12 protein-coding genes are annotated in these 21,580 nt (G+C 64.2%); 9 read left to right on the forward strand and 3 right to left on the reverse strand.

What is annotated here, in order from left to right; translation table 11 throughout:
- Positions 1-404 precede the first annotated feature (404 nt).
- Positions 405-1,772, reverse strand: coding sequence for a dipeptidase (locus JW958_04210; protein MBN1825448.1), 1,368 nt, complete (start codon positions 1,770-1,772; stop codon positions 405-407).
- Between the two features lie 301 nt (positions 1,773-2,073).
- On the opposite strand from JW958_04210, the gene ychF reads away from it, so the two are divergent.
- Both ychF and JW958_04220 read left to right on the forward strand, forming a co-directional pair.
- On the forward strand, positions 2,074-3,147 hold the full coding sequence (gene ychF, locus JW958_04215) for a redox-regulated ATPase YchF (GenBank protein MBN1825449.1): 1,074 nt from the start codon (positions 2,074-2,076) through the stop codon (positions 3,145-3,147).
- Positions 3,148-3,480: 333 nt separating this feature from the next.
- Complete coding sequence (locus JW958_04220) at positions 3,481-3,864, forward strand: hypothetical protein (GenBank protein ID MBN1825450.1); 384 nt, start codon at positions 3,481-3,483, stop codon at positions 3,862-3,864.
- Positions 3,865-4,015: 151 nt separating this feature from the next.
- Here the strand turns inward: JW958_04220 and JW958_04225 are convergent, their stop codons facing one another.
- Entirely contained in the window at positions 4,016-8,089 is a 4,074-nt protein-coding gene (locus JW958_04225; protein MBN1825451.1) for a S8 family serine peptidase, read from the reverse strand.
- A 436-nt stretch (positions 8,090-8,525) separates the two neighbouring features.
- Between JW958_04225 and JW958_04230 the strand changes: the two genes are divergently transcribed.
- The 4 genes from JW958_04230 (at position 8,526) to JW958_04245 (ending at position 13,873) form a co-directional block, all read left to right on the forward strand.
- Entirely contained in the window at positions 8,526-8,981 is a 456-nt protein-coding gene (locus JW958_04230) for a hypothetical protein (GenBank protein ID MBN1825452.1), read from the forward strand.
- A gap of 541 nt (positions 8,982-9,522) precedes the next feature.
- On the forward strand, positions 9,523-10,338 hold the full coding sequence (locus JW958_04235) for a ZIP family metal transporter (GenBank protein ID MBN1825453.1): 816 nt from the start codon (positions 9,523-9,525) through the stop codon (positions 10,336-10,338).
- 446 nt (positions 10,339-10,784) lie between these two features.
- Positions 10,785-11,993: a tryptophan synthase subunit beta gene (gene trpB, locus JW958_04240; protein MBN1825454.1), complete on the forward strand. Its 1,209-nt coding sequence runs from the start codon at positions 10,785-10,787 to the stop codon at positions 11,991-11,993.
- 146 nt (positions 11,994-12,139) lie between these two features.
- A complete protein-coding gene (locus tag JW958_04245) occupies positions 12,140-13,873 on the forward strand; it encodes a glutamine--tRNA ligase/YqeY domain fusion protein (GenBank protein ID MBN1825455.1) in 1,734 nt (577 codons plus the stop codon).
- A gap of 72 nt (positions 13,874-13,945) precedes the next feature.
- Here the strand turns inward: JW958_04245 and JW958_04250 are convergent, their stop codons facing one another.
- Positions 13,946-15,001 carry a hypothetical protein gene (locus tag JW958_04250; protein MBN1825456.1) on the reverse strand — a complete coding sequence of 352 codons (1,056 nt, stop codon included), beginning with the start codon at positions 14,999-15,001 and terminating at the stop codon, positions 13,946-13,948.
- 570 nt (positions 15,002-15,571) lie between these two features.
- Here JW958_04250 and JW958_04255 point away from each other — a divergent pair.
- The 3 genes from JW958_04255 to JW958_04265 all read left to right on the forward strand — a co-directional run bounded on the left by JW958_04255 (position 15,572) and on the right by JW958_04265 (position 21,358).
- Positions 15,572-18,577: a T9SS type A sorting domain-containing protein gene (locus JW958_04255; protein MBN1825457.1), complete on the forward strand. Its 3,006-nt coding sequence runs from the start codon at positions 15,572-15,574 to the stop codon at positions 18,575-18,577.
- A gap of 198 nt (positions 18,578-18,775) precedes the next feature.
- The gene (locus JW958_04260) at positions 18,776-19,372 is read left to right on the forward strand and encodes a LemA family protein (GenBank protein ID MBN1825458.1); all 597 of its coding nucleotides are present in this window, start codon (positions 18,776-18,778) and stop codon (positions 19,370-19,372) included.
- Positions 19,373-19,414: 42 nt separating this feature from the next.
- Positions 19,415-21,358 (forward strand): M48 family metallopeptidase, encoded by a 1,944-nt coding sequence (locus JW958_04265; protein ID MBN1825459.1) that lies wholly within the window; start codon positions 19,415-19,417, stop codon positions 21,356-21,358.
- Positions 21,359-21,580 lie beyond the last annotated feature (222 nt).

The raw sequence follows: 21,580 nt of genomic DNA on the forward strand, positions 1-21,580 counted from the left end.
ACCCCCACCCTCTCCCGCAAGCGGGAGAGGGAGAAAATGATTTGGACTTCGATCGCGCTTCGAGCACGGGGACGCGTACGGAATGAAACGGCACGAGTCGCCCCCTTCCGCCGCCGGGCTCCCTCTCGGGGCCGTCTCGACTCGCCGGGCACCCACCGGAGCCCGCCTCCGTCGAGTGGAGAAATGAATCTGTCGAGCTTTAACGGGGCGGGCGAAGGTGGGTCGGCGAGCGAGAAGAGGGAGGATGCGGAAGCATCCGGACCGTGCCCCGAAGGGAAGGCCGGCGGGGGAAGGGAAACTAGATTTCGATTTCGATTTCGATACCGATAGCGATGCTAATAAGGCGCCACGGACCGGGACCCGTGGCGCCTTACGTGCGTTTCCGTTTTCGATCCTTCAGCCGTTTACTTCACCCCCAAAAGCCCGATCAGATGCGCGCTCGCCAGCGCGCCCCGGTGAAAGTCTCCCAGATCGAACTTCTCGTTCGGCGAGTGGATGCGGTCGTCGTCCTGCCCCCATCCGAGGAGGAGAGAGTCCGCGCCGAGGATCTCCTGGAACGTCTGGGTGATCGGGATCGATCCCCCCTCGCGAATGAACACCGGTTTCACGCCGAAGCCCAGCTCCAGCGCCTCCGCCGCCTTCTCGAAATAGACCGACTTGGGGTCGAGCAGGAAGGGCTTGCCGCCGTGCATGGGAACCACCTCGACGCGCACCGAATCGGGGGCGATGGAGCGAACGTAGTCCTCGAAGAGCTTCGTGATCCTCTCCGGGTCCTGTTTCGGCACGAGCCGCATGCTCACCTTCGCGCCGGCCCGCGCGGGAATGATCGTCTTCGCCCCTTCCCCCTGATAGCCTCCCCAGATCCCGTTCACGTCCAGCGTGGGGCGCGCCCAACGCCGCTCCAGCGTGGTGTACCCCTCCTCGCCAGCCAGGGCCGGGGACCCGGTTATCTCCCGGTATTCCTCCTCGTCGAAGGGAAGCTCGGCGAAGGCGGTCCTCTCCCAACCCCGCACGTCCACCACGTCGTCGTAGAAACCGGGGATGGCGACCTTATAGTCGTCGTCGTGCATGCTGCCGATGATCCGCGCGAGTTCATTCACCGGGTTCGCCACCGTGCCGCCGAAACTCCCCGAGTGCAGGTCCGCCGAGGGCCCCTCGATCCGGATCTCCAGATAGGTGAGACCCTTCAGACCGTAAGTGATCGCCGGCATCCCCGGTCCGTACTGCCCGCTGTCCGAGATGAGGACCACGTCGCAGGCGAGCATCTCCTTGTTCTCCTCGAGGAAACCGGGGAGGCTGACCGAGCTGACCTCCTCCTCCCCCTCGAAGATGAACTTCATGTTGATCGGGAGCGAGCCCGCCTCGGCGAGCCACGCCTCCACCGCCTTGACGTGCGTGAAGAGCTGCCCCTTGTCGTCGGAAGCGCCGCGGGCGTAGACCTTCCCCTCCCGGACGACCGGCTCGAAGGGGGGGCTCTTCCACTCGTCCAGCGGATCCGGGGGCTGCACGTCGTAATGGCCGTAGACCAGCACCGTCGGCGCGCCCGGCGCGTCGAGTCGCTGGCCGCAAACCACCGGGTTCCCCTTCGTCTCCTTCAGCTCCGCCTGCACGCCGGCGGCGATCAGCTTGTCCCGGAGCCACTCGGCGGCCTTCCGGATGTCCCCCTTGTGCTCCGTGGCGGCCGAAACGCTCGGTATCTTCAGCCATTCGATCAGCTCGTCCACCGCCCGCTGCCTGCCGTCCTCCAGGTGACGGATGACCTTTTCCATCATGGGGATACTCCTTTTCTATGCGGGAAAGATTGCCGTTCTCGCTCCGTAAACCCGATCTTACCCCCCGGGGGAGGGGCGGCGCAACCGGCGGCGCTCTTCCCCCCCGTTTCCCCCTAAAGGAATGGCGGCCGGGAACGATACTTAGGGAGAATCGTCGTGAGACGATTCCACGCCCGGACGATGGCTATCTTCTCCACCTTCATCCTTCTGCCGTCGTCCGGGCTTCATTTTTTTCCCCACCACCCTCCGCCGACCCTTCGCTTTCCGTTATACTCCCCGCTGGATAAGGAGACGAAGCGCCATGAAGCTCGGTATTCTGGGCCTTCCCTCGAGCGGGAAGACAAGCCTCTTCAACCTGTTGACCGGAGGGACGGCGGACACCACCCCCTTCGGCTCCGGCAAGCGCCGGGCGAACCTGGCGGTGGTGAAAGTCCCCGACGACCGGCTGGACCGCCTCGCCGCCTTCTACCGCCCCAAGAAGATCACCCCCGTCGAGATCGCCTTCGTCGATCCGGGCGGCCTCCCCGGCGCGGACCGTTCCGGCGAGCGCGCCGAGGAGCTTCTTCCCCATCTCCGGGACGCGGACGCCCTGGTGCTCGTCCTCCGCGATTTCGAGTCGGAGATCGTCCCGGCGCCGGGCGGCCGCGTCGACCCCCTCGCCGACCTCGATGAAATCCGCTCCGATCTGATCGTGGCCGACCTCGCCACGGTGGAGAAGAAGCTGGAGCGCCTCGAGAAAGAGAAGAAGGGGGGCGACCCGGCCAAGCAACGCGAGTACGACCTCTTCGCGCGCGCCCGCGACTGCCTCGAATCGGAGCGGCGCCTCTATTCCCTCGACCTCACCCGGGACGAGGAGAAGACGATCTCCAATTACGGCTTCCTCACCCGGAAGGCGATGATCCTTCTGCGCAACACCGGCGACGGCGCGTCACCGGAGGAGCCGGAAGCGCTCCGCGCGCGCGCCGAGCACATGGGCGCCCCCCTCCTCTCGATGAACGCGCTCCTCGAACGGGAGGTGCTCGACCTGGCGGAGGAGGAGAGGGCCGAGTTCTACGAGAGCTTCGACATCGAGGGGGGCGGAAGGGAACGCTTCATACGGGCCGCCTTCGACTCGCTCGACCTGATCTCCTTCTTCACCGGCGGCGAGAGGGACTGTCACGCATGGACCGTGCGCCGCGGGAGCCACGCCCCGGTCGCGGCGGGAAAAATCCACTCCGACATGGAGAAGGGATTCATCCGCGCCGAGGTGATCCCCGTGGACGACCTCATCGCCCTCGGCGGCGAGAAAGGGGCGCGGGAGAAGGGGAAGATCCGGACCGAGGGGAAGGAGTACGTCGTCCGGGACGGCGACTTCATCATCATCCTCTTCAACTGACCCCGGCGCGGCGGCGGCGTGAGTGATTGCGCGGCGCACCCGCCCGCCCCCCCCTTACCGCTCCAATTCGTTCATCCCGAACCCCCTTCGTACGGAATTGTGCGGCGGCGGCGCGGGCGCCCCACCGAACACCAACCCACAACACATTGCTTGAATGGTAGTTAGCGCCGCACTCCCGCGCGCACGGTTCTGGCACGGGCGTTGCTCTCCTTGAAGATCAACAACGGGAAGCGCGGCTCTCGTGAGGGGATACAGGCAGGAAAAGCGCAAGCGGGGGCGCCCCCCTCTCGATCCGCGCGACCCGACACTTCTACCCAAGGAGAAGATAAAAAAATGAAGAACACGAACAGGATCGTCGGCGGCCTCGTTCTGGTGCTCGCTCTCGTCATCAGCGGTTCCGCGATCGGCAGGGGAAGCGCGACGGATGTCACGATTCGGATCGCCCCGTCGGTGCTGCAGCTGGACACCGTGCAGGGGGGCGAGATCACCGTGCACGCGGACATTCCCCTCAGCCGCGTCGACACTTTCTCGGTCGAGCTCTCCGGCGTTCCGGCGCTCTACACGAAGGCGGACGCCCGCGGGAACCTGGTCGCCAAGTTCGACGAGAACGAGATCGAAGCGCTCGTGTCGCCGCCCGAGGCCACGCTGACCCTCATCGGCCTGACCGTGGACGGCGAGCCTTTCACCGGGAGCGGTGTGGTCGGCGTCCGGGACTAACGAAACATCGCGGCGGGCTCGGTCGCCCGTCACGCCGAACGCCGGACGAGCTCCCCCCGTCCGGCGTTCTTTTTTGTGGTCATGGGGGCGGTCTCGGTTTTCCCGGTCGCGGGAAGAGCGGTCACCGCCCCTTGTTTATTTATCTCACCAGTTATCTCACCAGGGTCATCTTTCGGGCGCGCGTTTCCCCTTCCGCCGTTTCGAGGCGGGCGAGATAAACACCGCTCGCGAGGGACCGGCCCCCGTCGTCCCGGCCGTCCCAAACCGCTTCATGGCTCCCCGCGTCCATCGTGCCGTCGACGAGGCGGCGGACCTCCCGTCCGGAGGCGGTGTAGAGCGTGAGCCTCACCCGCCCGCGGACCGGATTGTCGAAGCGGATCACCGTGCGCGGGTTGAAGGGGTTGGGCGTGTTTCGAAGAGACGCGGACGGCGGCCGCGGTGCGGGTGACCCGCCGACGCGCGTGGCGTCGCCGATCACGAGCGTAACCGGGAGCGCGCGCGGCGAAGCGGGATCGTTCCCCGCGAAGAGCGCCTCGTCGGCGTGGACGCCGTAGCCGAGGCCCGCCGGCTCGATCCGGCAGGCGAAACGGAGGGAATCGCCCGGATCGACCCGCCCGCCCGCGGCGGGGCTCACGGTGAGCCACGCGGCGTTCCAGGAAACCGTGTCCACCACGAGGGGGAGCGCCCCGTCGTTGCACACATAAATGAATTCCGTCGTCGCCGTCGGGAGACCGTCCAGCGAGGCGGGGATGTCCAGAAGTCCCGCGCCGGTGTAGTTGTCCCGGCCCGGCGAGGCGGGGGAGGCGGTCAGGTCGAGTGCGCCCGTCTCGATCGCCTCGGCGATCTCCTCCGGCATCGACGCCGGCGCCGCCTGCAGAAGGATCGCGCAGGCGCCCGCCACGAGGGGAGTCGCCATGCTGGTGCCTTCGTATGCGATGTACGTGTTCGGCGGCGTGGTGCTCGTCACGTTCACGCCCGGCGCGGCGATGTCCGGCTTCATCAGTCCCGGCGGCCAGGGGTAGTCGTCGTATTCGCTCTCGGCGGTGGTGAAGTCCCATTCCGTCGGGCCGTAGCTGGAGTAGGCGTAGACGCCGTTCATCGACGTCGTGGCGCCGACGGTGATCACGCCGGAGCGCCCCGCCGCGCCGTAGTAGGGGTTGGGGCAGTCGCCCGGATCGGCGATGTCGTAGGGAGCGGCGTAGTGGCCGCCCACGTTGTCGCCGTTTCCGGCGGCGGCGATCCAGAGGATGCCCGCGGCCTGGAGAACCTCGGCGTTGTGCCGGCTCGCTTCGCGCACGTCTTCCGGCGCTTGCATCCAACCGGCGGAAAAGGTGAAGAGCTGAGCCCCGTGCTCGAAGCCGAACTCCAGCGACTCGACCAGATCGTCGTAGGAGCCGGGAACGCAGCGGAGCGCCATGATCGTCGCGCCCGGCGCGGCGCCGGTGGCGGTCCCCATCGTCCCGTCGCCGACGACGAGGCCGGCGGTGTGCGTTCCGTGGTAGTCGGGGGAGTCGCCGTCGTAGGGGTCGTTGTCGTCGTCCGCGGCGTCCCAGCCGTGATGGGGATAGGAGGCGCCGCCGTTCCACATTTGTCCCGCGAGGTCCGGGTGGTCGTAGGCGACGCCGGTGTCGAGGTGCCCGACGAGAATGCCGCTCCCGTCATAGCCGGCCGTCCAGGCGTCATCGGCGCCGATCTTGGGGAGATGCCAGGCGAGGGCGCGCGCGCCGGTCGTCGCCGGGGGCGCGGGCACGCCCGGCGCGGCGAGGGCGTCCGCCGGTTCCGAGGCGGAAGCGGCGAAGGTCTGCGAGAGGCGATCGTCGAGCCAGAGGCGGGCCACGTCGGGCGACCCGGCGAGGCGGCGGATCGCTTCGGCGTCCATCTCGGCGCGGAATGCGCCGAGAAGCCATCGTTCGCGCGGCTCGGACATGTGCCCTTCCCGGACGGAGCGGTCCCAAGAGGGCGCGAGGAGGGCGCGGGTCGCGCGCGATTCGTCGTGCAGCGCGGCGCGGACCGCGTCGCGGCGGTCGTCGGGGGACGCGCCGCGGAGAAGCGCTCCGAGCGCCTGCGCGTCGACCCTCTCGGCGGGGACGATCATCACGGGGAGACGCTCCCGCGCCGCCGCCTTGCCGAGCGCCGCATCGAGGCGCGGGTCGATCGTTTGCATGTAAGTGATCCGTTCGACGGGCGCTTCGGCGGCGATGCGGAGCGCCTCGTCGCGCGCCGGCGCCGGCTCGTCCAAAAAGACCGTCACCGCATCGGGATGGAAGCGGAGCGACGGCGCGCCGGTCACGGTGGTGAACGTGTCGGCGAATACGTTGTCCGTCTCGTCGCTCTCGTCCACCTCGGCGAGGACGTCCAGCTCGAAACCGATCGCGTGCGGGCCGGCGCCCAGGAAGACCGGATGATCCTCGACGGCGACGTAGGTGGTGATCGGGAGCCCGCCGGAGAGGACCCAGGCGGCTTCCTCGTCGCCGTCCAGGAGGAGGCGCACGCGGAAGTCGGCGGTGATGTCGGTGAGACCGTTGTTGATAAAGGCGAAGCTTACGAAGTTGGTGTCGCCCGCGGCGAGGGGGCCGTTCGTCTTCTCGCCGGGGATCCAGTTGGCGACGAGCGGCGCTTCCCATCCGTCGGGAACGAAGGGGGCGAGGTTCGCCTCGGTGGGGCGCTCGCAGGTGTACACGTTGAGCCCCTGGGTCGGGTAGTCGCGGCGGTCGATCCAGGCGGCGCGGAGAAGGGCGTCATCCTTTACGCCATAAGCGTTGTGGAAGACTGGGTCGGCGTAGGGGTGTTCGGAGGCTTGTTCGATCTGGCCCCACAGGTCCGGGTGGCCGTCGCCTCCGGCCTGGCGCGCGACGATGTAGAACTCGTCGCCGCCGGGAGGCGCGTCGAACCAGAGGCAGCCGACCACGCCGTCCTTGGCGTAGATCGCCGGGCCGACGCTCTCGTACTCGTCCGCCACCATGTCGTAGGGGCCGTAGACGTTGGCGAGGCCGTCCCAGGAGACGCAGTAGACCACGTCGCCGTCGGCGGTTCCCTGAAAGTCGTCGTAGTCGTGCTGGAAGACCATGAAGACGTCGTCGCCGGCGTTGGTGATCGCGGGGAAGCGGCAGTCGTTGATCGTCCAGTCGGAGAGGCTCATCGGGTTAATGAAGCCGCCGTCCATCTGGTCGGCCGCGACGAGGATCTCGACCTCGCCGGTGTAGTAGTCCTGCTCGGCGTTGATGAACCAGACATCGCGGTTTTTGATCGCCACGTCCGGCCAGTAGTCGTTGTAGCCGTCGGGAAGGAAGTAGTCGAATTCGACCGTCTCGCCGCCGTCGTCGCTGTACATCCAGATGAGGGTCCACTCGTAGGCGTAGAGGTCGTAGTTGATGGTGTACCAGGCGGCGGCGATGAAGACGCGCGCGTTGGAGCCGCCCCAGGCGGCGTCGATGGCGGTGGTGGCGCAGGTCTCGCCGACGTTCAATCCCTTCACCCACGACCAGAGCGTCGGGTCGTCCGGGTTCTCGGTGCGGGAGCGGAGGATGTAGCCGTCTTCGCGGATCCATGCGACGAAGAGATAACCCTGGGTGTCGATCGCCAGCTCGGGGTGATACTCGTCCTGGCTGAAGGAGGGCATCTCCCAAACGCTCCAGTTGAGGCCGCCGTCGGTGCTCCGGGCGATGTGGATGTCCCGGTCGGTACCGCCCAGGTCGGTCGCCTCGAAGACGGCGTAGAGGTTGCCGCTGATCGGGCTCGCCGCGATCGACACGTAGGCGTCGTCCATGTGGGTCGCGTCGGCGAGGAGGCGGTCCGTCGTCCAGGGGAGATCGCGCCCGCCGCGGGAGAGCTTGTCGGGCGCGGAGGCCGCTCCGTCGCGATCGGTGAGACGCGTAAGCGCGGCGAGGCGCTCGCGCGTGGCCGGATCGACGGGGCCGGCGTCGCGGGCGCTCTCCGCGCCGGCGGCGAGCATGTCCACGTCCTCGAACGCGGGATAGCGCGCGTCCTTGCCCGCGGCGGAGCCGAAGGTGAGCCGCGAGCGGCGCGCTCCTTCCATGAGGCCCGGCGCGGGCATCGCGTGGCGCGTCGCGCTCTCGCGGCCCGGCGCGATCACGCGCGCGTTTTCGGCACCGGATTCTCTTTTCTCGATCGAAGGAAGAGAAGATGCGTCCGGCGCCGCTTCTCCGACGACAACGAACAGAAGGAACACGATGAGGAGGAAGGATGAGGAACGGCGTCGAAGCATACGACCCTCCCGGTGAGATCGAGCGATGATGTCGAATTTGTTGCTTACATTATATCATGCCTCACCCGTCCCATTGCGCCCGCGATCTCTTCCCTTCCATGAAACCGACAGGTTTGACGACAAAGAGGAAAAGTCGTTCTTCTCTTTTCCTGATTTACTGAAAACGGCGAAACAGGTCCCGTCCCCTTCGAACCCGGATTCTCTGCGGGAAAGGCCGGGGACGTATCCGTTTTCGGAAGAGTTTCTCGACTTAATCCTTTTGACATCATGGCCTTCGGCCCTCATGATTCCCGAGACTCGTTTGCGGGACCCCGGAGGAAACGATGTCCACCTTTCGTTCCGGAATGTCGGTCGGCACCCCCTCACCACACATCCGTTCAACGATCAAGTTCACTTCGCGAAAATTCCGGGAACAACTCACATGAAGGAGTCGTCAATGATCCGGATCATAGCGGTGATTCTCATTGGAACGGGCGCTTGGATCCTGGTGGGCCTGGGATCTTCCTACATGAACATGGGGGAAGCGTTTCGCCATGCTGCCGGTTTCGCGGGTACCGGAGCCGCGATCCTGCTCGCGGGTCAGCTTCTCGCGCCCATTCTCAAGATCGTCGCCGGGCTCGGCCTCTTCACGCGAAGGCGCTGGAGTTGGACCGGCGCCCTCGTCGCCCTCGCCCTGGACATAGTTGCTCTGGGCGTTTCGATTTATCGGTTCCACGGCTTCACCGGCACCGTTCCACCCACCGCTCCCGATGGCTCCGCCGGCGGAACGGTAGTCGAGACCAGCAGCATCGTTCCCGTGTATCTCATTTGCCTGCTGAGCCTGGCGTGCTTCGCGCTGATGAGCACGAAAGCCCTTCGCGGGAAATGGGCGAATCGGTTGGAGACCGCCTGACAGGCCGGGCGCGGGCGACGGCGAATTGCGCGCCTGATCCGCACGTTCATCCACCGGCGGGCAGGGGCGAAAGGGACGCCACGGGAAAGGTGAAACGGGAAGATGGATCCCTCGCCGCACATCGTGGTATAACCACCGGGTGCGGCGGATTCGCCGTCGCTCACCGCTCACTGATCGGGATTGTCGGGCGCGGGAAGATCAAGGAGGAACGGTCGTGGGAGATTCGGGGAAAAAGGACAAGGGTAAAAGAGAACAACAGAAGAAGGCCAAGCTGAACCCGAAGGAAAAACGACAGGCGAAGAGAGAGAAGAAGAATAAGCCCAAGACAAGCATTTAACCGGCACGGAAGCAAACGCGGGGCACGCGGCCGCGGGTTTCTCGCGGTTCGTCGCGACGCGGACGTTTCGGCCGCCGGACGGCCCGCCGCGGAAGCCGTCGCGCTCCGTCTCTTTCCCGGAGGACGGTCGCGCCGCGAGCGGTCCGCTTCCCGCGCGCGTTTTTCCGTTCGGGAAGGAAACGTTCCTTCACGCGGGAAAAAGACATGATCGACTTCATTCAACAATTCGATCCGATTACGCAGGCTCTTATCGCCACGCTCTTTACGTACGGCGTAACCGCGCTGGGCGCATCGCTCGTTTTCTTCACGAAAACGGTCAACCCCAAACTCATGGACTCCATGCTCGGCTTCGCCGCCGGCGTGATGATCGCCGCGAGTTTTTGGTCGCTGCTCGCGCCGGGCATTGAGATGGCGGAACAGCTCGGTCATATTTCTTGGCTGACCGCCGCGATCGGATTCATGGGCGGCGGGCTCTTCATGAGACTGACCGATCGCCTGCTGCCGCATCTTCATTTGGGCCTCGACACAAAAGAGCGCGAGGGAATCAAGACGTCCTGGCAGAGAAGCACTCTGCTGGTGCTGGCGATCACACTTCATAACATCCCCGAAGGGCTCGCGGTCGGGGTCGCCTTCGGGGCGGTGGCCGCCGGTCTTTCTTCCGCCACGATCGGCGGCGCCATCGCGCTCGCGATCGGAATCGGCCTCCAGAATTTCCCGGAAGGAGCGGCCGTCTCTTTGCCGCTGCGAAGAGAAGGAATCAGCCGGACCAAGAGTTTCATCATGGGGCAGGCATCCGGTCTGGTGGAACCGATCGCCGGACTGTGCGGCGCGGCGTTTGTGCTGTATATGCAAAACGTTTTGCCCTACGCCCTCTGTTTCGCCGCCGGAGCGATGATTTTCGTCGTGGTGGAAGAGCTGATCCCGGAATCTCAAAGAAAAGAAGCGAACATCGATCTCGTCACCATAACGACCATGGCGGGCTTTACCGTGATGATGATCCTGGATGTGGCGCTGGGGTGAGAGAATCGGCCGGGAATCACCGTTATTTCCCGGCGGCCGCTCCACCCCGGACGTCGGCCGTCCCGCCGAATCCTCTCGAATCGTCGCGGGGGGATGGTCCCCCGACTTCGTGGAACAGGTGCTTCGCCCCACCGCGCCTCTCGTCCGGCACGGGATCCACAACCCTCATAATTCCAACGCGTTTCCGTTTTAGCGAGAATCCGGAAGCCCCGGGTCCGCCCCGCCGCTCATACTGGAAGCCGTAACCGGAACGCGGGAGAGGCGCCCTGTGTGTCCACCTTAGAGAGCAGACGGAATTGTAGGGGGTGGACACCGCCCCATCTCGTTCCCTTCCAACACTTTCCCGCGCCGTCAAGCTCCGCCCCCCTTCTGTCGATCTCTTGGGAAACCGTAGGAGAGCAACCGACCGGCGCCCGCGCGGCGCCGGTTCTTACCCGGAGGAACAAGTGGACACACGAAATTACTTCAAGCGTCACCCGAACAAGGAAGGTTGTTTCGGTCCGTGGGGAGGCGCGTATCTGCCGCCGCAGTTGATCGATCAGTTTCAACAGATCACCGACGCCTACTGGCGGATCAGCAAGTCGACGCGGTTCATCTCGGAACTGCGGGCGATCCGGAGCCACTACCAGGGGCGCCCGACGCCGATCTATTTCGCCGAGCGCCTCTCGGACCGCTTCGGCGGCGGCCGGATCTACCTCAAGCGGGAGGATCTCAACCACACCGGCGCGCACAAGCTGAACCACTGCATGGGCGAGGGGCTCCTCGCACGCTTCATGGGTAAAAAGAAACTGATCGCCGAGACCGGCGCCGGGCAGCACGGCGTGGCGGTCGCCACCGCCGCCGCCTACTTCGGTCTCGAAGCGGAGATCCACATGGGCGTCGTGGACATCGAGAAGGAGAAGCCCAACTTCATCCGCATGCAGATCCTCGGCGCCAAGGTGGTCCCGGTGAGCCACGGCCTCGGCACCCTCAAGGAAGCGGTGGACTCCGCCTTCGAGGCGTACCTGAAAGATCCGGAGACGGCGCTCTACTGCATCGGCTCCGTCGTCGGCCCCCACCCCTTCCCGATGATGGTGCGCGAGTTCCAGAGGATCGTCGGCATCGAGGCGCGGGAGCAGTTCCACGAGATGACCGGCGAGACGCCGGACGCCGTCTGCGCCTGCGTGGGCGGCGGAAGCAACGCCATCGGCCTCTTCTCCGCGTTCCTGGACGACGACTGCGCCATCATCGGCGTGGAGCCGGCGGGCCGCTCCTTCAAGCCGGGCGACCACGCCGCCACGCTCACCTACGGGAGAGAGGGGATCATCCACGGCTTCAAGTGTTACCTCCTCCAGGACGACGACGGGAACCCCGCGCCGGTCTACTCCATCGCGAGCGGGCTCGACTATCCCGGCGTGGGGCCTGAGCACTGCTTCCTGAAGGACGAGGAGCGTGTCCGCTACGAGACGTGCACCGACGACGACGCGATCGACGCGTTCTACCTGCTCAGCCGGACCGAGGGGATCATCCCCGCGCTGGAGAGCGCCCACGCCGTCGCCTACGCGACCCGCTGGGCGAAGGAGAACCCGCTGAAGTCGATCCTGGTCAATCTGAGCGGGCGCGGCGACAAGGATATCGACTTCGTCCACGAGCGTTACGCCGAGAAATATCTGTAATCGCGATCCACGCGGCGCGCCCGGCCCGGACATCGAGGCCGGGCGCCCGCCCTCCCCTCCCCGTTGTGGACAAAGCCGCCCCGAAGGGCTAGCATTCTCCTTTCGTCGACGATCCCGAACGCCTGAGCCGAGCAAAGAGGACGACCATGGAGAAGCCGGAACGGGAACCCGAATCCGCCGGCGGCCCCGCCGCCGACAACGACAAGCCGGTCGATTTCATCCGCGAGATCATCCGGGAGGACCTCCGCGCCGGGAAGCGCGACCGCGTCCACACCCGTTTCCCGCCGGAGCCGAACGGCTACCTCCACATCGGCCACGCCAAGGCGATCTCCCTCAACTTCGAGATCGCCCGGGAGTTCGGCGGATTTTGCAATATCCGCTTGGACGACACCAACCCGAGTAAGGAGGAAGAGGCGTACGTCCGCTCCATCCAGGAGGACATCCGCTGGCTCGGCTTCGACTGGGAGGACCGCCTCTACTTCGCGTCGGATTATTTCGAACAGCTCTACGCGTGGGCGGAAAAGCTGATCCACCAGGGGGACGCCTTCGTCTGCGACCTGACGGCGGAGGAGATCCGGGAGCACCGCGGCACACTCACCGAGCCGGGCCGCCCGAGCCCCTATCGCGACCGCTCCCCCGAGGAGAACCTCGACCTCTTCCGGCGGATGCGCGCCGGCGAGTTCCCGGACGGCGCGAAGACGCTCCGCGCCAAGATCGACATGGCGCACGGCAACATGAACATGCGCGACCCGATCCTCTACCGGATCGTCCGCGCGACGCACCACCGGACCGGCGACGCGTGGTGCATCTATCCGACCTACGACTGGGCGCACGGACAGTCCGACTCCATCGAGGGGATCACCCACTCCCTCTGCACTCTGGAGTTCGAGGAGCACCGCCCCCTCTACGACTGGTGCCTGGACCATCTCGGCGTCCATCACCCGCAGCAGATCGAGTTCGCCCGCCTCAACCTGAACTACATGGTCCTCTCCAAAAGGAAACTCCTCCGCCTGGTGCGCGACGGCCTGGTGAGCGGCTGGGACGACCCGCGGATGCCCACCCTCTCCGGGATCCGCCGCCGCGGCTACACGCCCGAGTCGATCCGCGCCTTCTGCGCGCGCGTCGGTCTCGCCAAGAGGAAGAGCGTCGTCGACATCGCCCTCTTGGAACACACCCTCCGCGAAGAGCTGAACCTCCGCGCGAACCGTGTGATGGCGGTCCTTCGCCCCCTGAAAGTGGTGATCGAAAATTATCCCGAGGGGAAGATCGAGGAGATCGAGGCGGTCAACAACCCGGAGGACGAAAGCGCCGGCTCGCGCACCATCCCCTTCTCGCGGGAGATCTGGATCGAACGGGACGATTTTCTCGAGGATCCGCCCAAGAAGTGGTTCCGCCTCGCGCCGGGCAAAGAGGTGCGCCTCAAGCACGCCTATTTCATCACCTGCAAAGAGGTCGTGAAGGACGATGCGACCGGCGAGGTCGTCGAGCTGCGCTGCTCGTACGATCCGGAGAGCCGGGGCGGCCAGTCACCGGACGGCCGCAAGGTGCGGGGCACTCTGCACTGGGTCTCGGCGGCGCACACCGCGGACGCGGATGTCCGCCTCTACGACCACCTCTTCCTCTCGCCCGACCCGAACGAGATCCCCGAGGACGCGCCCGAGGGGGCGGACTTCACGGTCAACCTGAATCCGGATTCCCTCGAGACGCTCACCGGCTGCAAGGTGGAGCCGGGACTCGCCTCCGCCGAACCGGGAGCGCGCTTCCAGTTCCTCCGGCACGGCTACTTCTGCGTCGACGCGGCCGACTCCAAGCCGGACCGCCTCGTCTTCAACCGGACCGTTTCACTGAAGGATAGTTGGGGGAAGGCGGCGAAGCCCTGAGAAGGGGTCGCGCCCGGGCCGATCCGTGATTGTAAGGCCGGCATTCTATGGCCGGCTCGCTTGCGCCTTTTCCTATCGGAACAAAGACTTCAACGAGCCCCAGCTGGTCTGCTCGGTATGTGTCGATCCCGGGCACCCTTCACCGTACGCTCCGATCACGCCGCAGCCCGGGCCGTCCGGGTGGTTTTCCGGCAGGCAAGGGGAGTTGCCGTAAAGGGAGAAATCGCCGGACGCCGCGCCGCAGAAAAGCGGATCCATGCAGAGATTTCCGTCGATCCCATCGAAGGGATCGGCGTCCCAGACCCAATCGGCGCTTTGCCCGGCAGCGGTATTCCCGAAGATGTCCGTGCATCGGATACTCAGGTCGGGAGAGGAAAGACCGCTATAGATTGGTGGCAACGACGTTCCTGTTGAATAAGCGATGATGCAGTTCTCGATCTCCGTCGGACCGCCGCAAGTGATCGCAGATCCCTCTCCGGCGAGTCCCTGATTACCGTTGAAAGTGCTGTTCCGCACGATGATCGATACATACCTGTCGGAACACAGAGAACAACCGACGTTATTCGCGAACAGGCAGCCGTCGAACAAGACATAGTCCGGATAATTATAGATCATGACCGACCAGTCCCAAATGTCCACCCCGCTGTTCTCCAGGAATGCGCAATTCAATACCTCGCACGCTCCCGTCGCCCCCGAGTAAAACAAGATACCGCTCCCCGCCCCGGAGCAGTATTGGAACCGGCAGTTCCTGACCGATATGCGGGGACCCTGCACATAAATCCCGCCTCCGAATACATGCACAGGAGCTCCTTCCTCGAATGTGATCCCCTCGACCACGACATCGGCCGCGGTGACATGCACTCCCTGATGATCATCGAGATAGAGCGTCGTGTAATCCGGACCGTTTTCGGAGCGGAGAACCACCGTCTGCGTGATCTGGATCTCCCGGTTCCCATCTCCGATAAAGGTGCCGTCATCCAACAGGATCGTATCGCCGGGAGCCGTCGAATCGACTCCCGCCTGAATGGTGGGCGCATCCCCCGTTCCATCCGGTGAGACATGCCACGTGCGGGCCAGAGGAAAGGAAACGATGACAAGCAGCACGAGAGCAACGATCGCAACGCGCATGAACGCACCTCCTTGGCGGAACGAGACAGCCGGAAAAACGGAAGAGGATGCATTTCGAGATGCACACCGTTTACACTATTTTCACTATGTTATTTTCCGTCAATATACATTCCGTAAATTACATGTGTCGCGGCACGAAACCGCCCGATCGACGCCGTTCCGGGCCACCAATCCGAATTCTCCGGTAATCCCCGCCGGACACAAACGCCTCCGTGTCTCGTCGCCGCCAAACCGAACACTCCCTTCCGGTTTCTCCGGCATTTCCATTTCTGCATCGCCCCCTGCAAGCCGGACCGTCCCTCCTCTCACCGAACCGAATCCACGGAGGATCGGCGCGGAGGCGCCGGTTCCCCATCACACTCTCGGATCTCCTTTTTACTGTATTCTGTGCCCCATATATTTTTATTGACATCACATTTGATTATTTTACTCTCTCTCCGATTACCTTTCTCATACCCATTTTACACCTATCGTTGTATGTTGTTTATGCGTCTTCGTCATTCTGCACCATTTCCGAGTCGGCACGGGCATGTGCCCCCATCCACACCACATCTTCCAAGGAGGCTATCGATGAAAAAGGGCTTCGGGCTCAGGGGAGCAACGTTTCTTTCGTTCGCACTTCTCGTGCTGGCACTCACCCCCCCCATCGCCCTCGCGGGAGATTTCCCCGTATTCGAGGAGCCGGAGTGGGTCGTTTCCGGTCTTGGCGGCTGGAGGGCTTATACCATAATGGCTCTTGTCGATACGGCGAACGATATCCACCTCGTTTATCATACCGGAGCGGATTCTCTCGTCGACGCCCGTTATATCCGATTTGATTTCAGCGCGGGAGTTTGGTGCGACACGGCCGACCTCTGGGCGGATAATGGTTTAATCGACGACCTCCCCGTGATCGCTCTGGACTCCAGCTACAATCTTCACATTTGCTGGGGAGCATCGGATTGGTACATCGACACAATGGAAACGGACACGATGGTACAAGCACGAAGGCATACACTTCCCCTATACCGCCGGAGAACCGCAGCCGGTATTTGGCAGCCGCCTCTTTCTTCAGATCCACTTACGTTGTGCGATACGAGTGTGGCGAAGGTCACAGGCTTCGGCCCTCCCGCCATTGACCCGATGGGGGGGATCATCCTTTTTTGGTCCGACCTCAGAGATTCGGCCTCCCAAGACAATATTACGACGGATTCCAAGCTATACATAGACGGCTGCAGCACTTGCGCCGCAGGAGGTCAACTTTTCATTGAGCGTCTCGATGCCGATTTCAACATCGGTTCCTTCTCCCCCGTCACCGGTTTTCGCGTCACCGGCAATCAAACAGTCAAGGAATCGGTCGCCTGTGACTCTCTCGGAATCAAATGTCGAGGTGCGAGTCCGTCATGGATCTGCGTTTCCTCCGACAGTGTCCTCCACATGGCCTGGGACGATGATCGCTTTGTGGGGTCCGGTTGTTGCATTTCTTGCAGCTATAGCTACACCGACTCCACTCAGCCCTTTTCATTATTCGGTGAGGACCATATCTTTTATCAAAGCGCGAGTATCGATCCTTATGTAGATCCGAGTGACTGGACCTGGTCTTCTGAGGAGCTATTAAGCCAGACAATCGGACAGAGAGACAGCTCGGAAGGAGGTTGCGGATTCTACTACGAGAACGACACTCTTTATTGTGTGATATGCGATGACACCGTCGGCTCGGGCACCACGCCTGATGACGGCCTCGGTTCCGGGGGACTTTTCACAACATTAAGACACCTCCAACCGCAGATCATCTCGGACTCGCATTCCAACATTCACTCCGCCTGGTTCGGGCGAGTATTCGGTGAGGACTACAGCACCGGGGACTCTACTATATTGCCTTCCTATAAGGCTCCGCAGCACCGCTTTCTAAGCTATCCATACTCCTCCGGGCTCGCCTCCGACGAGTGGGTCCCGGAGCTTTGCACGAATCCAAACGTTCCCATCGATTTCTACTCCGACTTGACGAAGACGAATGCCAAACAGTCTCGCATGGCAGTCGATCAATACGACAACCTTCACATGATCTGGAGATCTTCCTATTTATCCGGATCGACCGACCAGAACATCGTGTACAACCTGATGAACTACGGCGGAGCTTTCGATGGAAGCAACGTCGTGGAAGTCTCTTCCTCGGATACAACGGGATTCAATCCGTTTGAGAATTGGATCGTTTGCGATCGGTACGGCCACGTTCACGTCTTTTGGCGGGAACTGGAATACACGGGGGGACAGGATGTCCTTTACCACGTTCGTGGAATTAACACCGGCGATCCCGACTTGTCCTCGGTGGAAATCGCTCACGCAGGCGGGCTTTCCCAATCCAATGACGACAGCGTATTCGTCTGCCCCGGGGGCGGTGGCACCGGCAGCATAAAAGTAGATACGATACGAGTGACCGTGACCGTTCACGGGGAACTGGGAGACCCGATTGCCGGCGTGCCGGCCGATTCCATACGGATTCTGCTCTCGTACGATCCCTTTGATACGCAGATTCATGTCTGCGCGGGAGACACGCTCAACCCGGCATCCGACACCGACTCGCTCGGCCGCGCGTGGATCGATGTGAGCGCCATCGGCGGCTGCGGTTACATTTTTGCGACCGCAACCGTTTGCGGACGCGCGATCAACGACACCGACACGGTGTTGATCAACAGCCCCGACATCAATGGAGACGGAACAGTCGACTATTTCGACACATTCAAGTATCAAATGCTGCTCAGCGCGGGGACCGGTTGGTGCGGCGACTTCGAACACGTACAGACTCCCGGAACGGTAACCTATTTCGACACATTCAAGTATTCACCCCATGTCACGTGTACCTGTCCCGGAAATCCCAAGAACGCCGTTTCTCCCCGCATCGTGAATCACCAGGACGGAGAAAATCTGGACGTCTCCGGCGATTTGGTCGTCGACGCAGAGAACGGTCGGCTCCGGATCGAACTCGAATCGTGTCGTTCTCTCCGCTCCGCCTATATCGAACTCTCCATCGATCCCAAGGCGGAATTGTTGTCCTGGCAACCCGGCGACATGATTCGTGCCGATCTTCCGATCGACGTCGTCCGTCTTTCGGATCACGTCATAGGAATCACGGTAGCGCAACTCGGAGAAGTCGGTCTCGCTCCGAGCGGTACTTTAGCGGAGGTCGCCTTGCAGGGATCGGAATCCGCCCTTCAGCAAACGCAGCTTCGGCAAATCGTCCTCTCCGACCGCAACTTCGAGCTGAACAGCGTGATGCGCGGCGCTCCCAATCTGGCGGCGGATGCGGAAACGGACATTCCCAAGGCTTTCTACTGCAACACCGCTCCGAATCCCTTCAATCCCACCGTCACAATTCACTACGGGCTGCCGTCGGGCTCGCCGGTCACGATGGAGATCTTCACCGTAAGCGGGAGAAGGGTGAAAACCTTGTCGAACGGAAACGAATCCGCCGGTAGACACTCCGTGATCTGGAACGGAAAAGATGAGAGAGGAAAGGACGTCTCCTCCGGTATCTATCTGATGCGGATTCAAACATCGGCCGAGACGGAGACCATGCGGCTCGTTCTGCTTCGATAGTCCCTTCGGATCCTTCACCGGGGCGGGAGATGTGAACAACGTCTCCCGCCTCTCTTTTCCCGGTGGGACCGTCTTCGGGAGCCGATCGGGCTTTCATATCATTCTTGACCCGCCCCCGCGACTTGGGCTACCTCTATTCTGTTCCCGCGGCCGCGGGACCGCGGCCGCCCTGAAACCGCCAACCTCGGAGGTGTCCGCATGGGCCTCGTCGTTTTTCTCGTCGTCGTCGTCGTCCTGGCGTTCCTCATCATCGGCATCTACAACCGGCTGGTGAAAAGCCGCAACATCTTCCGAAACGCCTTCGCGCAGATCGACGTGCAGCTCCGCCGCCGGCACGACTTGATCCCCAACCTGGTGGAGACCGCCAAAGCCTATCTCGCCCACGAGAGGGAAACGCTCGAGGCGGTGATCCGGGCGCGGGCCGCCGCGGTGAGCGCGACGGACAAGGCCGCCGGAAGCCCGGGGGGCGCCGACGCCATGCAGGGGCTCGCCCAAGCGGAGGGGATGCTGAGCGGCGCTCTCGGCCGTCTCCTTGTGGTGATGGAGCGCTACCCGGAGCTGAAGGCGGACCAGTCGACGATCCGTGTGATGGAAGAACTCACCTCCACGGAGAACCGCATCGCCTTCTCGCGCCAAGCGTTCAACGACGCGGTGATGGCCTTCAACATCCTGCGCGAAACATTCCCGAACAATCTGGTGGCCGGCGCCTTCCGCTTCGACGAGGCGCGCCTCCTCGATTCGATCGACGCGCCGGAGCAGCGGGAGGCGCCCAAGGTCGACTTCTCGAGGAAGTAGGGCGCACGCGACGCGGCCGCGGCGGGAGCGGGAGCGGACACCATGAACTTCTTCGACCACCAGGAAAGGGCGCGCCGGTCCACGTTCCGGCTGCTGGCGCTCTTCGGGCTCGCCGTCGTCTCCATCATCGTCGGCGTGTATTTCGCGATCCGCATCATGCTCCGCGTCGCCTTCACCAACCCCCGCACCATCGTCGAGATCCGCCCCTGGTGGGACCCCGGCTGCTTCGTGCTGGTCGCGGCGATCACCGTGCTCTTCATCGGGGCGGTCAGCCTCGTCCGGATGCGGGAGCTGGGCAGAAGCGGCGGCGCGCTGGCGCTCCTTCTCGGCGGGCACCCGGTCCCGGCGGCGCCGATCGACACGGCGTCGCGCACGCTGAGAAACGTGGTGGAGGAGATGGCGATCGCCTCCGGCCTGCCGCCGCCGGAGATCTATCTGCTCGGCGGCGAGGAGGGGATCAACGCCTTCGCGGCGGGACACTCGCCGGCGGACGCGGCGGTCACGCTCACGCGCGGCGCCCTCCGGCGTCTCAGCCGGGACGAGCTGCAGGGAGTGGTCGCCCACGAGTTCAGCCACATCCTGAACGGCGACATGCGGATGAACCTGCGGATCGCCGGCGTCCTCCACGGCATCCTCGCCATCGGCGCCGTCGGCCGCGGCCTGATCCAGGTCTTTCCGGGTCGACACTCGGGCGGACGGAACAAAGGGGGCGTCCCGCTCGTCGCCGTCGGCGGATTGGTGCTGATCCTCGTCGGCTCCATAGGAACGATCCTCGGCCGGATGATCCAGGCGGCGATCTGCCGGCAGAGGGAGTTCCTCGCCGACTCGTCGGCGGTGCAGTTCACGCGGAACCCGGAGGGGATCGCCGGCGCGCTCAAAAAGATCGGCGGCTGGAAGGCGGGCTCCCGAATCGAGAACCCGAAGGCGGAGCACGCCGCGCGCCTCCTCTTCGGCGAGGGGCGGCGCGTTCTCTTCTTCGGGAATCTCTTCGCGACCCACCCGCCGCTCGTGGAAAGAATTCAGAGGATCGACCCGCGCTTCGAGGGACGCTTCCCGCGGGTCCTCGATGGGCAGGCGGAGGAAGCGCTCGCGTCCTATCCCGGGCTGGAGGAGGTGGTTCGCTCCTTCCGCGAGAGCCCGACCGTGGGCGTGGAGCCGTCATCGGTGATCGGCACGATCGGAAAACCGACGGCGGAGCACATCGCCCTCGGCGCGGCGCTCCTCGACAGGATCCCCGAGCCGGTCCGCGAGGCGGTGCGCGCCCCCGAGGGAGCGCTCCGGGTGATCGTCGCGCTCCTTCTCTCTCCGGATGAGGGGGCGCGGCGCCGGCAGCTCGCCGAGCTGGGGCCGCTCCTCGGCGAGGGGGGCGCCGCCGAGACGGATCGCCTCGCCGCCCGGCTTCGCGAACTCGATCCGCGCTCCCGCCTTCCCCTGGCGGACATCGCCCTCCCGGCGCTCCGCGATCTCCCCCTGGAAAAACTGAGCCGCGCGGTCGGTTGCGTGGACGCGCTCATCGCGGCGGACGAGGAGACCACGGTCTTCGAGTTCTGCCTGCGGAAGCTTCTCGAGCGGCGGTTGCGCGGCGCGGCGCGCGAGACGCGGGCCGGACGGGGCGAGCGTTCCATCGACCCGCTTCTCAAGGAGGCGGCGGTTCTTCTCGGCGCCCTTGCGTCGAGCGGTTACCCGGGCGATCCGGAGGGGGCGAAAGCCGCCTTTCGGGCGGGGTCGGAGAAACTCGTCGACCCGCGGCGGACTTCGCTCCCCTTCTCGCCGGACCGTCCGACGGACCTCGCCGAACTCGGCCGCGCGTTGGACCGCCTCGCCGGCGCCTCTTTCCCGGTGAAGGAGAAGCTGATCGAAGCGGCGGCGCACACCGCCTTCGCCGACCACCGCGTCAACCTCCTCGAAGCGGAACTCCTCCGCGTCGTCTCCGTCATGCTGGACGCCCCCCTTCCCCCCTTCCTCCCGGAGCCGACGGCGGACTAGCCGGCGCGCGGGAATATCTTCGGTACCAAACACCTCTTCACTCACTTCGTTCGTGAAAAGAAAATCCGGTACCGGCGGGGCATCGAACATCACGAAACGCTTTCCCCTCGCCTCACCTCCCTCTCGGGGCCGTCTCGACTCGCCGGGCACCCACCGGAGCACGCCTCCGTCGAGGTTAGAAAAAGGGCCATCGATCTTGTCGGGGCGGGCGAAGGTGGGTCG

It is taken from the genome of Candidatus Eisenbacteria bacterium, from assembly GCA_016930695.1.
Classification (GTDB): domain Bacteria; phylum Orphanbacterota; class Orphanbacteria; order Orphanbacterales; family Orphanbacteraceae; genus JAFGGD01.